The organism is Pseudoalteromonas sp. S2721 (assembly GCF_005887425.1).
GTDB classification, from domain to species: Bacteria; Pseudomonadota; Gammaproteobacteria; order Enterobacterales; family Alteromonadaceae; genus Pseudoalteromonas; species Pseudoalteromonas simplex.
The window spans coordinates 25,712-38,786 of sequence record NZ_PNCZ01000063.1 but is presented as its reverse complement, the minus strand read 5'-3'; the positions used below and the strand labels follow the sequence as shown (position 1 = coordinate 38,786).

At 36.5% G+C, this 13,075-nt stretch carries 11 protein-coding genes; all 11 read left to right on the top strand.

Annotated features, from left to right (window positions below; translation table 11 throughout):
• The first annotated feature begins 7 nt into the window (after nt 1–7).
• The 11 genes from CWC02_RS18465 (at nt 8) to CWC02_RS18415 (ending at nt 13,058) form a co-directional block, all read left to right on the top strand.
• Entirely contained in the window at nt 8–1,210 is a 1,203-nt protein-coding gene (locus CWC02_RS18465; RefSeq protein WP_138619717.1) for an O-antigen ligase family protein, read from the top strand.
• 48 nt (nt 1,211–1,258) lie between these two features.
• On the top strand, nt 1,259–2,050 hold the full coding sequence (locus CWC02_RS18460; RefSeq protein ID WP_138619716.1) for a glycosyltransferase family protein: 792 nt from the start codon (nt 1,259–1,261) through the stop codon (nt 2,048–2,050).
• 461 nt (nt 2,051–2,511) lie between these two features.
• Nucleotides 2,512–3,462: an exopolysaccharide biosynthesis polyprenyl glycosylphosphotransferase gene (locus CWC02_RS18455; RefSeq protein ID WP_171043870.1), complete on the top strand. Its 951-nt coding sequence runs from the start codon at nt 2,512–2,514 to the stop codon at nt 3,460–3,462.
• Between the two features lie 3 nt (nt 3,463–3,465).
• Nucleotides 3,466–4,209, top strand: coding sequence for a glycosyltransferase family 2 protein (locus tag CWC02_RS18450; protein ID WP_138619714.1), 744 nt, complete (start codon nt 3,466–3,468; stop codon nt 4,207–4,209).
• A gap of 243 nt (nt 4,210–4,452) precedes the next feature.
• On the top strand, nt 4,453–4,938 hold the full coding sequence (rfaH, locus tag CWC02_RS18445) for a transcription/translation regulatory transformer protein RfaH (RefSeq protein WP_138619731.1): 486 nt from the start codon (nt 4,453–4,455) through the stop codon (nt 4,936–4,938).
• A 973-nt stretch (nt 4,939–5,911) separates the two neighbouring features.
• The gene (locus CWC02_RS18440) at nt 5,912–7,033 is read left to right on the top strand and encodes a polysaccharide export protein (RefSeq protein WP_138619713.1); all 1,122 of its coding nucleotides are present in this window, start codon (nt 5,912–5,914) and stop codon (nt 7,031–7,033) included.
• 8 nt (nt 7,034–7,041) lie between these two features.
• On the top strand, nt 7,042–7,476 hold the full coding sequence (locus CWC02_RS18435; RefSeq protein WP_138619712.1) for a low molecular weight protein-tyrosine-phosphatase: 435 nt from the start codon (nt 7,042–7,044) through the stop codon (nt 7,474–7,476).
• Between the two features lie 14 nt (nt 7,477–7,490).
• Nucleotides 7,491–9,746 carry a polysaccharide biosynthesis tyrosine autokinase gene (locus tag CWC02_RS18430; protein ID WP_138619711.1) on the top strand — a complete coding sequence of 752 codons (2,256 nt, stop codon included), beginning with the start codon at nt 7,491–7,493 and terminating at the stop codon, nt 9,744–9,746.
• Nucleotides 9,747–9,760: 14 nt separating this feature from the next.
• Nucleotides 9,761–10,957, top strand: coding sequence for an oligosaccharide flippase family protein (locus tag CWC02_RS18425; protein WP_138619710.1), 1,197 nt, complete (start codon nt 9,761–9,763; stop codon nt 10,955–10,957).
• Entirely contained in the window at nt 10,954–11,982 is a 1,029-nt protein-coding gene (locus tag CWC02_RS18420) for a polysaccharide pyruvyl transferase family protein (protein ID WP_212751482.1), read from the top strand. Before CWC02_RS18425 ends, CWC02_RS18420 begins: the two co-directional genes overlap by 4 nt.
• Nucleotides 11,979–13,058, top strand: a complete 1,080-nt coding sequence (locus CWC02_RS18415; RefSeq protein ID WP_138619709.1) for a glycosyltransferase — start codon at nt 11,979–11,981, stop codon at nt 13,056–13,058. The genes CWC02_RS18420 and CWC02_RS18415 overlap by 4 nt, the downstream gene beginning before the upstream one ends.
• The last annotated feature ends 17 nt before the right edge of the window (nt 13,059–13,075 follow it).

Here is a 13,075-nt window from a genome sequence, read left to right as displayed (position 1 = left end):
GCTAGATATGCCCATTAATACTAAACCAATATTTTTCATCCTAACGCTACTTTTGTCACTGTATACACTAAGACTTGTAGGGCCTTTATCAGTTGCTGACTTTGGGGCTATGCTATTTATATTTATATCGCTATTAAAGTTCAGAAGTGTGGTCATTAATGACTTTAATGTAGTTTTTTTAGTTTGGGTACTGGTATCGCTAATTTCTTCTTTAGGTCTAATTTATGAAGACTACTTTACAGTAACAGGTTTTCTAGGGACTGGTTTGCGGATATTGGTGTCAATGGCTTTACTATTATGCCTGCCACTATGGCTGAAAAGTAAGGAGGAGCAGTTCCAAGCTATTGGCGCTTTGCTATCTATCGTTATTTTTCACAGCATTGTCCAGCTTGTATTTGTTGCTCTATTTTATCTCAATAAAGCTCCATTTTTGAATTTGGTACCACATGGCGATCAATCATCTAGACAAGAATGGCTCAATGTTTATGACTATACGTTTTACACTAGGTTTGGTGGAGTGTTTGAAGAGCCTTCATGGTACTCCTGGTTTATGGTGGCATGTATAGGTTTGATTATTTCTTTTGAAATAGTGAATAGAGTTTCGATAATTACTAAGAGGAAGTGGTTATTAATATTATCCGCTTTGTTTTTTACGTATTCTATTGCAGGAATAGCTTCAATCGTTATTCTAATAGCTTATAAGATATTGAGTGGGAGTATTCGGGCTAAAATTAGAAGTGTAGTATTTATTTCTATTGCTCTTCCTGCTCTTATACTGCTGAATCCGGATTCTGCTTTATTGAAGCGATTAATGGGGGTGTTTAGTGGCACAGATGGCTCATCAAATACGCGGATTTTTGATTCCTTCACAAAGCTAAAATTAGTACTCGAAAACAATATGACTGGCACGGGAATAGGTAACAGCATAGAGGGTATTTACCATTATGATGTCACAAACAGCTTTACAGTTATCTCTACTCAAAACGGCTTTATTGAAGCATTTGTATCAACAGGGTTGATAGGTGGGGCAATCTTTATGGTCCCTTTTGTCTATTTTTTATGTGTGAAGAAATATTGGCTATCACTTATAACTATGACCTTGGTCTTTTTCACTACCAGTGCATTGTTTATCGTTGTAATGTGGTTCTTTATGGCTCTTGCGTATTTACTTTTTAAAGACTTGAAAATTAACCCACAACCCTCAACCTAATTAACTCCTAAATCGCTTAATATAGAACAATTAGTCATGAAGAGTATTATGAAAAGAGAATTAGTTATTTCTACTGTTTTTAGTAATTTAGAAAAAACAAAAATGCTTGCCGAGCAATGTTTTGAGTCTACAAGTATCAGGTCAACTATAGTTTGCCAGTTATTTGAAATAGCTGAATGCTCAAAACAGAATGAGTACACAGAGGCGTACGATATTGTTTATTCAAATGACAGGGGGTTGGCTAAAAGTAGGATGCTAGGAATTTTATCTTCAAATGCTGACCTAATTTGGATTGCTGATGACGATATTGAAGTCGTGCCTGAAGGCGCAATTGAAGCTTTCTCTGCACTAGAAAGTGCAGGTAATGACTTTATAACTACGAAGTATGCAATAAATGAAACTCAGGAGCGAAAGAGCTATTCGGGTCAAGTTTTTAATCACTCTAATCTGAGCATTATGAAAGTAAGCTCGATAGAAATAATCATCAATAAGCAAAATGTTTTAAACTTAGGAGTCGGTTTTGATTCTCGATTTGGGCTTGGGGCAAAATACAAGTCTGGAGAGGAGAACGTTTTTTTAGCTGATATTTTATCAAGAGGGGGAAAAGGGCAGTATCTACCTATTGTAACTTCTATTCATAGAGAAGTGACATCTGGAGGTGACTTTAGTAACCCACTAACAAATATCTCAAAAGGAGCAATTTTCAAAAGAGTCTTTGGCTGGTGGGGCCTACCTATTTTATTTGCTTTTTATGGCCGAAAACTTATTAATAAAGAAATCAAAGCTTATCAGTCATTTACCTGTGTTTTTACATCTCTCAAAGGCTTTTTTCGGTTATAGAAATAGGCCTAATCCATTCATTTCATGTTTGGGTTGTTGATTAATCAATTCACCTGAATTTACATCAGAAAATAAAAAATGTAGAGCTTTCCCTTTCTTTAAAACATATTAATTTAGTGTATAATACCGCTCTTTAAATTTTTGCTGAATGCAGTCGCACTTTTTAAAAAGTTTTTACATTAGGTAACAGTTTTTTTTACAAGGATATGTTTTTATGCTTTGGGGTGGTTTTCTTTTATGCGTAATAAATAGTTAAACTGAATACTAAATGTATTTTGTTTCAATTTTATTAAATAGGTAATCTCGTGTCACAACTGCTGTGGCAACGCTGATGTAGTCATCTAGTGTTGAATAAACCATAACTGCCAATGAGGCTACTAAGCATAGATATAGCACATGGAGTTACTTACTTAATGACTTTGACACTTTTCTCTTCTAGCTTGTTCTATAGAATATTATTAATGATTAAAAATTTAAAAAATGGAAAGCCCTTTAAGGCGCCTAAGTATGCTTATAATACAAGTGAAATATACGTTTATTGCCCAGAAGCGCAAGTCGAAGCGATTAGAAGTGTTTTATCAAATTATGAAATTAAAGTGCACTTCAATGATTACTCTTTAGTTAATCTTGATGAAAAAATCATAACTCATTATGAAAATATTCACCTTTCTGACCATCAAAGAGAGTTTTTGGTAACAGCAACTGAGCTAGGTGCGTGGGTTGAGCCATTGGTAAGTTATCTTGATGAAAGGTTTGGCTATACAGAGGTTTCATTATTAAAAAGTAGTTACTTTTTACACCAAAAAGCTTTTTCAATTTTATCAACAAAACGCACTCAAAGAGCAAAAAGGTTTATTGATTTATCGTCGGCTTTACTGCTGCTTTTTTTGACGTCCCCAATAATTTTGATTACAGCTATTTTAATAAAGCTCGAGTCCAAAGGACCTGTTTTATATAGACAGTCTCGTACTGGGCAATACAATATTGAGTTTAATGTAGTCAAATTTCGCTCTATGCGAGTTGATGCTGAAGCAAACGGAGCACAATGGGCAAGCGAAAATGACTCTCGAGTAACAAAGGTTGGGGCTTTTATACGAAAAACCAGAATCGATGAATTGCCACAGCTATTTAATGTTATAAGAGGGGATATGTCGATGGTAGGACCTAGGCCTGAGCGGGAAGTTTTTATCAAAGAGCTTGAACAAGAGATTCAATATTACCGTTTTCGTCATGCCGTAAAGCCAGGTTTAACAGGTCTTGCACAAGTTAGCTACCCTTATGGCGCTTCGCTAAATGATGCTATCTGGAAGCATAAATACGATATTCACTACATAAAACATCATAGCACTTTTTTAGATATGAAGATCTTTTTGAAAACTATCAAAGTGGTCTTGTTTGGTTTAGGTAGATAATAAATGAAGCCTTTAGTTTCGGTTGTTATGCCGACCTTCAATGCAGAGAAGTATTTAGCTGAAAGCATAAACTCGGTTCTAGCCCAGACTTATACTAACTGGGAGCTATTAATAACAGATGATTGCTCAACAGATAATACAGTTGCTCTTGCTAAAAAATATGCTGATTCTGACTCTAGGGTTAAATTATTTATTCAACCACAGAACCAAGGAGCTGGAGCTGCTAGAAACAACTCTATAAAGAATGCAAAGGGTAAGTATATTGCTTTTCTGGATGCTGATGATCTTTGGCTACCTAAAAAGTTAGAAAAGCAGGTTTTGTTTGCTCAAAAAAATAATCATGCTTTGACTTATACAAGTTACCAAAAATTTTCAGGTAATAAACTAGCTGGGATCGTAACTCCTCCAAAGAGTACAACTTATAGCAAATTAATGTATAGCAATGTTATAGGTTGTTTAACCGCGATGTACGATGCTGAGCAACTTGGAAAAAAATATATGCCATTAATTCGTAAGCGACAAGATATGGGGCTATGGTTAGATATTTTAAAAGAAGTTCCCGCAGCATATTGTTTGAGAGAGCCTCTTGCTCGCTACCGTGTTGGAGTTGGTATGAGTGCTAATAAACTTAAAATTTTATCATATCAATGGCGATTTTATAGAGATGTAGAAAAGCTTGGCTTATTAAGAGCCACCTACACTTTTGGCGTATATGCGATGAAAGGCTTTAAAAAACACGCTAAGTGAGTCTATGGTTCGAGGTTTACAATTGTAAAGCTATTTCCTTTCTAGGCATCAAGGGTTTTCTTCCAAAAAGAAAGTTTATCTTCAGCTGTGATGAGAATACCAGAATTGCACAGCAAATTAATAAATCATACATTTAATCCGTTTCTAATAGACACACCTAACTTCTCTGCGTATAATCGCTGGCTCATAAAAACCAGTCCTTTTGGATTGGTTTTAAGGAACATGAGTATTTTAGGTGTGGCTATGGAAAGTTGGTACTTACTTTTTTGTAAATCAAAACAAGAACAAAGAGCTAAAATTAACCTTCAAAACCAAGGTTTTGAAGTCTTCATTCCTGAACACCAAATAGAGCGCATTGCTAAAGGGCGCCGTACTATTCGAGTATCACCTCTCTTCCCTAATTATATATTCATAAAATTATGTACGAAAAACTGTAACTTTTCTGCGGTAAAAAATACTCGAGGCATAAGTGGCTTTGTTACATACGGCCAGCAATTTCAGCTTGTCTCAGAACAGTTGATTGTGCAACTCAAATCTATGAATGATATGTGTGAGATAACTTCTGCGTTACCAAAAACGGGGGATGTTGTTTATTTGAATACAGAGTCATTTAAAAACGTACAGGCTATTTACCAAGAGCCAGATGGCGATATGCGCAGCATACTTCTCATTAATTTGCTGAATAAACAAATAAGCGTAAGTGTAGAAAATAAAGAAATCAGTTTATAAATCGTGCTCCAGCGCGACGCTTATGTAGGAACGGCTTTAGCCGTGAGCATGCTTTAAATGTTCGATGTTAAACCACCTCTTACAGAACGGGTAATACGTAGGAACGGCTTTAGCCGTGAACATGCTTTAAATGTTCGGCGTTAAAACACTCCTACAGAACGGGTAATACGTAGGAGCGGCTTTAGCCGTGAACATATTCAAGATGTTCGGCGTTAAAACACCTCCTACAGAACGGGTAATACGTAGGAGCGGCTTTAGCCGTGAACATACTCAAAATGTTCGGCGTTAAAACACCTCCTACAGTGTAGACTTTGTGCTTCAACATGAAAAAATAACAATAAAATCAGTACGTAGGAACTGCAACCTAGGGGCGGAAGCGTGCCCGAAGGGCTAGACAAGCAAATAGTTTTGCTTTCAAGTTGGAGCGAGAGGAGCTCTGCGACGAACTGGAACGGAAGCGTGCCCGAAGGGCTAGACAAGGTATAGGCGACACGCTTGCTTGGCGCGTCTTAAGCATAGCGTTACTGTTAACATGTCGCGATGTCACGCGAAATAAATTTCACGCCTTCATCAAAGACATTTAATCGCACAAAGAGACTATGAGACGCTGCGATGAAGAGTAAAGAAAGAAGTTTTGTCTTACTCATTTAATCTCGTTTACTTCTCTTTGTGCTAATGAAAACTAGTGATAAAGCCTTAATTGGTAGGCAGCTTAGAAGTCAACATACAAATTGTTAGGTTAAAGCTTCTTAGTTTCTCGTTTATCCAAATAGGACTTCTAGACTAGTACTAAGTGAATGAGCCAAGAAGTACTTATTAACTATTTTGCAAAAAACTGTCACAAGTGAGCGTTTACTAAACACTCAGTCTTGCGAACATCTAGTTGCCATGCTTTAATTAGGCAGCAAAAAAATAAACAGATATGGTTTTATTTAAACTGGACGTTTTAAGAAAAATTATTTGGGAAATAACAATGGCGCTTAGCTGTAAAACAATTGTGACGTCATTTGCGTTACTAGCAATGACAGGCTGTACAATCATCCCCGGCAGCCATTTCGAAGGAATCGAGTCGGGCGAACAAGTAGATAATGTAGAGAAGGAACTCGAAAAGGTTAATATTCAAATCATTGACTCTTCTTTAATAAATCAACAAAAGCAATCTCAAGTTAAAAACTTCACGCCTTCCAGTTTAGATGGCATAGATACATCTAATTATCAGTACAAATTAGGTGTAGGTGATGTACTTACAATTGGTGTTTGGGATCACCCAGAGTTAACCATTCCCGCGGCAGTGCAACGTACAGCTGAGTTTGATGGCTTTCGTGTTCAAGCAGATGGCACAATTACCTATGCATATGCACCTAATATTCAAGCCGCTGGTAAAACAGTACAACAAGTTCATAAAGAGCTTGTAAAGCGCCTAAGCCGAGTAATTGAAGAGCCACAGGTTGATGTAAAAGTTGTTGGGTTTAGAAGTCAAAAAGCTTATGTAACAGGCGAAGTAAACAAACCAGGTGTATTACCAGTTACAGAGATCCCATTAACTTTAATTGATGCTCTAAACCAAGCCGGCGGCCTAACAGAAAGTGCTGACTGGCGTACTGTAACATTTACTCGCGGTGATAAAACAGAAATTATTAAGTTAGATGATTTTTATGCCTATGGCGATATTTCGCAAAACCGCTTATTGCAGCATGGCGATATTGTGCACGTAAGTCGTAATGATATGCAAAAAGTGTTTGTACTTGGCGATGTAAAGCGCGCTGGTACAGTGGGTGTTAATCGCTATGGTTTAAATTTAGCAGAAGCATTAAGCGATGCTGGTGGCCTAAACGAAAATACAGCCGACGCTAATGGTGTATTTGTTCTTCGCAAACGCAACTTAAACACTGATGGTGTAATTGCTGATGTATACCAACTTCATGCTAAGAATATTGCTGCATTAGTGCTTGCCGAACAATTTGAACTTGAACCGCACGACATTGTATATGTAACGTCAGCACCACTAGCGCGTTGGAATCGCGTAATTAGCTTAATATTACCGTCGTTAAGTACTTTTGAAACGGTTGATGATATTTCGCCTATTGTAAACTAGGAAAAGGTATGTTTGATTCTGTATTAGTAGTTTGTGCAGGTAATATATGCCGAAGCCCTACTGCCGAATATGTATTAAAAAGTAAGCTAGAAGGTAAAAATGTAGCTGTTTCATCAGCAGGGTTGACTGCCCTTGAGGGTAAACCTGCCGATGCACAAGCAAAGCAAATTGCCAACGCGCATAATATTGATATGAGCGAGCACCAAGGCAGACAAATAAACTCAAATTTGGTGGCAAATAATAGCGTTATTTTAGTGATGGAGCAGCGCCATGTTAACGATTTGTGCGCACGTTACCCTCAAGCTCGCGGCAAAACATTTTTACTTGGTAAATGGATTGGCGATAAAGAAATCCCTGATCCTTACCGCCAAAGTCAAGAAGCCTTTGAGCATGTTTACGCATTAATCGATAGCGCATGTAGCGCTTGGCAAAAGTATTTATAAGGAAAGGCTAGTACATGAATGCTCAGCCCACTGCATTAGCAGCAAACAATAAACAAAATAGAACAACGCAAGACCAAACCAGTCAAGAAATCGATTTAATGGCGTTATTAGGCGCATTAATCGACCGTAAGTATTTTATCGCAGCCGTCACCGCAGTATTTATGGCTGTGGGTGTGTTTTATGCGGTGTTTGCAACACCTGTTTACCAAGCGACCGCTATGATCCAAGTTGAAGACGGCGGTGCATCAGTACCAGGCTTTGATGATATGGCCGGTATGTTCGAAAGTACCTCAGCTGCTGTAACCGAAATAGAGCTGCTTAAGTCACGCTCTGTGATAGGCGAGGCCGTCGATACTTTAAAACTTGATATAGTAGCTGAACCTAAACTATTCCCGGTGATTGGTAATAGAGCGTTTCGTAAATTTACCCCAATGGAAGCAGGCGATTTAGCCGACCCAAGTCTTGGCGCATCGAGTTACGCTTGGGGTGGCGAGAGCATTGACGTATTTAGGTTTGATGTGCCCCGCTCAGCGATTGGTGCTGGTTTTACACTCGTTGCAGGTGAGGGCACTGATAAAAATAAAACCTTTACCCTTTTAAATGATGAAGACGAAGTAATCTTGCAAGGTAAAGTGGGTGAAGAGCTCACTAATGGCAAGTTTAACTTAACTATACGTAGTTTAATTGCTCGAGCAGGTACAGAATTTACATTAGTGCGTAAAGATCGCTTAAATACGATTTTAGACTTACAAGCTGCTATAGGTGCAAGCGAAAAAGGTAAAGACTCAGGTATAATAAACTTGAGTTTACAAAGCGAAAGTACACAATTTGCCGAAAAAGTGCTTGATAAAGTAGCGGCAATTTATGTGCGCCGAAATGTAGAGCGTAATAGCGCAGAGGCGCAAAAATCACTCGAATTTTTAGAAGTACAACTACCCGAAGTTAAAAAGCAGCTAGAGTATGCTGAACAGCGTTTTAATGACTACCAAATTAAACGCCAATCAATCAACATTACTTTAGAGACTCAAGGTGTGCTTGAGCAAGTAGTAGAGCTTGAAACTAAACTACAAGAGCTTGAATTAAAACGCCTTGAGCTAAGCCGCAAATTTAAAGAGAGCCACCCAACCTACCAAGGTGTACTTGAGCAAATCGAAGCAGTCCAAAAACAAAAGCAAAACTTAGTGGGTGAAGTAGGTAACCTGCCAGAAACACAACAAGAGCTACTTCGTTTAAAACGTGATGTAGAAGTAAGCAACCAAATTTACACACTTCTTTTAAGTAAAACACAAGAGCTAGATATTGTACGTGCAGGCACAGTTGGTAATGTACGCATAATTGACCACGCTGAGGTAAATACCTCTAAGCCAGTTAAGCCTAAAAAAGCATTAATAGTAGTAATGGCAACCATGCTGGGCGGCATGTTAGCGGTAGCTATAGTGCTTATTCAAAAAGCAATCCATAAGGGCGTAGAAGACCCTAACGAAATTGAAGCTTTAGGCTTGCCAGTTTACGCTAGCGTACCTTACTCAGATTACCAAGATAAGCTTACCGGTTTTAGCCGTGCCCGTAAGAGTAAAGATAAACCAAAATCAATACTCGCGGTTGATAACCCAGCTGATTTATCGATAGAAGCGCTACGTAGCCTTCGTACAAGCTTGCACTTTGCGATGATGGAAGCAAAAAATAATATTATTGCAATATCTGGCCCAAGCCCTGGTGTGGGTAAGTCGTTTATATCAGTTAACTTGGCAACAGTGCTGGCGCAAAGTGGTAAAAAAGTACTGATCATCGATGCTGATATGCGCAAAGGCTACTTACAAACCCAGTTTGGTATGAAATGGGACGATGGTTTAAGTGATTTATTATCGGGCCGACTTACGCTTGAGCAAGTAACTAAAACATCTCAAGTACAAGACTTAGATGTAATTACCCGTGGCCAAATACCGCCAAATCCGTCTGAGTTATTAATGCATAGCAACTTTACTAAATTGGTAGAACAGGTAAAAGACAAATACGACATTGTAATAATAGATACACCACCAATTTTAGCAGTAACAGACCCTGCAATTGTCAGTGCCCACACAGGTACAACGTTACTTGTAACCCGTTTTGGGCAAAACCATGCCCGCGAAATTGAGCTAACGCGTAACCGCTTTGAACAAAATGGGATTGATGTTAAGGGCGTTGTATTTAATGGTGTTATAAAAAAAGCAAGTAACGCTTACGGTTATTATGGTTACTATAATTATGAGTATAAACCGGGTAATTAGAATTAGCATCACTTATGAAAATATCTTTTCTTTTAATGCTTGAGCGTTATGTCAAAGTAGCTTCAGGGGCTGTATATGTTTTATTTTTAGCTCGATACTTAGGACCTGAAGATTATGGAGCATATAGTGCTGGATTAGCTGTTGCAGGTTTACTGGGAGTTTTTGCTTTAGCTGGGGTCGATGGCCTTTTTCAAAAAAAAATATCTATATCTAAAGAAAAATCAGACATATTTTTTAGCTTTTTTTTAATTAAACTAGTGCCTGTGCTAGTTACGACTTCTTTCTATTTCCTTTATGTTTTATATTCAGGGGAGGGAGTTGATTTATTAATTGTTTGTTTTTTGCCGTTTACAATCTCTTTAGTATTATCATTTTCTTATCAAGGGTTATTATATGAGGAGAAGTATAAGGAAATAATAAAAATCAGCTTTAGCATTATTGCTATCTCTAACATTTTCCGTGTTTTTTTGTTTTTTTTCTCAGAAAAAATAGAGTTGTATGCGTTAGCCTACTCAATGGAGGCACTCCTGTTAACAGTTGTATATTCAGTTGTTTTTATTAGGCAGGTAGGTATTGTATGTACTCCAAATTACACGGTGTTAAAAAGTATTTTTAAAGATGGTTTTCCATTAATTATCTCTACTCTTATCATAGGTTCAGTTTCAAAGGTTACGTTATTAAAAGTTGAACAATCCTCTTCGTTAGAAGTGGTAGGGCAGTTTGCTTTATCTATGAGGGTAGTTGAAGCAGCTCTTTTGCTTGCTGTAGCTTCATCCATGATAGGTTTGAAAGCATTACTATCAAATTATGGCACTGATAAATACTTTAGCCAAAAACGTTTGTATATCAGAAATATGTATGCTTTATCCTTTTTCAGTATGCTTTTAACATTTATATTTTTCTTTTTTATATCAAGTTTCATATTTGGAACTGGATATGTTTATAGCTATAAAAACTGCCTTTTAATTAGTTTCTTGGTATTTTTTAATTTTATTGCAATTTACAATGGTCGATTGCTGGTTGTTGAAGAGCTGTATAAGTTTGCATTTTTTAGAAGTTTATTTAGCTTGGTTTTCTTCTTTATTTTTGTAGTTTACTTTAATGAATCATTTAACCTAGAAGAAGCTTTGCTTGCTTTGCTAGCTTTTTGGTTTAGTTCTTCATTTATTTTTATGAGCATATTTAAAAAAACTAGAAGGATGTTTTTTTGAAAATTAGAAACAAAATATTAAATAGATTAGGTTTATCAAAATTACACGTTAAAAAATCAGAGTTTAATGATGCTATAACTGTTTTTGATACTAGTATTGGAACAATGAATGTAGGGGATGAAATTATTAATGACTCTGCAAAAAAGTGGCTCAAAGAAATTTTTCCAGAAAAGCAATTCATAAACCTTAGTACGCATGACGGAATTAGTAATGTAGGTTTAAATCGTTCTAGTGTTGCTTCGCATCGTTTTATATGTGGCTCTAATATATTGAATTCAAACTTACTTACAGCGCAGCAGTGGAATTTTTCTCCATTAGATTTTTTACGGATCGAACCTTTAACATTGATGGGTGTAGGTTGGTCTAATTATCAAAGTAAGCCAACTGCTTATACAAAGTGGGTCTATAGAAATAAATTAGATAAGAGAATTTTACACTCTGTAAGAGATAGTTATTCAATGAACATGCTCAAGTCAGCAGGTGTTGAAAATGTAATTAACACATCATGTCCAACTATGTGGGGGCTAAATGAAGAGCATTGCAAAGAAATCCCTTCAGATAAAGCTGATAATGTGATTTTTACTTTAACTGATTATAGGCAAGATTTAGTTAAAGACACACAGTTGATAAAGTTACTTCTTTTAAATTACAAGAAGGTCTATTTTTGGGTGCAAGGAAGCAAAGATCTAGCTTACTTGAAAAAATTAGACCCAGTATTAACTTCTAAGGTGATTCTAGTTAGCCCAAGATTAGATGCATATGATGCTGTTTTAGATAGTGATGAATCTCTCGAGTTTATTGGTACTAGACTTCATGCAGGTATTAGAGCCCTTCAAAAAGGTCGACGGGCTATTATTTTAGGTGTAGATAACAGGGCTATCGAGAAACAAAAAGATTTTAATATTCACGTTGTTTTGCGTGAGAACCTAGAAAGCGATTTACTAAAATCAGTAAATAGCAGTTTTACTACTTCAATTAATATTCCAGAAGAAAATATTAATCGTTGGAAGGAGCAATTTAAATGATGAAAGTGGCGCATGTTTTCAAGTCATTAGCCGCAGGTGGTATTGAAAAGTGGCTTACTGATGTTGCAATTGAAAATAGTGAGGACAAGCGTTTTGATTTAACTTTCTTGCTGCAAAGTAAAGATTTAGGATTCTTTGAGGAGCAAACTCAAAATACATCTGTTAATGTCAAAAAAATGGATTTGAGACGTAGCTTTATAAAGTACCTATACGATTTGTTTTTAGAGTTAAGAAATGGTAGGTATGATGTTGTCCATTCTCATGTGCACCATTTTAGTGGCATTGTAATGTTTGTGGCATTTTTAGCTGGAGTGAAAGTTAGAGTTGCTCAAAGCCACAATGATAAGCGTGAAGAATACAAGGATGTTAATTTAAAAAAGAAAATTTATTTTATAGTTTGCAAGTTATTATTGCAGGTATTTGCGAATAAAAAAATAGCTGTTAGTGATAAGGCAGCAGTATCACTCTTTCCTGCTTCAAAAAAAGTGAATATATTACCTTGTGGTTTGAGATTGTCTGCTCCACTGCCCGTAAAAGTTGATAAGAATGTGGGCCATATAGTAATTGGGCATGTAGGTAGTTTTTCTAAACAAAAAAACCATACATTCATTTGTGATTTAGCTAAAAATCTAGAAGATGAGTACCCTGGTAAATATAAATTTAAACTAGTTGGAGATGGTGAGTTATTACCTTCAATAAAAGAAAAAGTAAAATCATTGAATATATCGGATGTTGTTACTTTCCTCGGGTTAAGGGACGACGTTAAGGAGTTAATGCTTGATGGATTCGATTACGTAATTCTTCCTTCCCTTCATGAAGGCTTGGCTATGGTTGCTCTTGAAGCCCAGTATTATGGGAAAGCTCTAGTTGTCTCAAATACGTTGTCTGAACAACATACGCTGTCTAATTACATTGATTACAGAAGTATAAATGGAGTTAACGACTTTAAAAGTGCAATAGAAAACTTAAGAAAACCTGATGTTACTAGTATTATTGAATGTAGGAATCGACTTGATACTTCTCCATTGAGTGTTAGATATAATATAAAAAAGCTCAATGAAATTTACCTAAATTAGGTTGTTTTAAATTTATG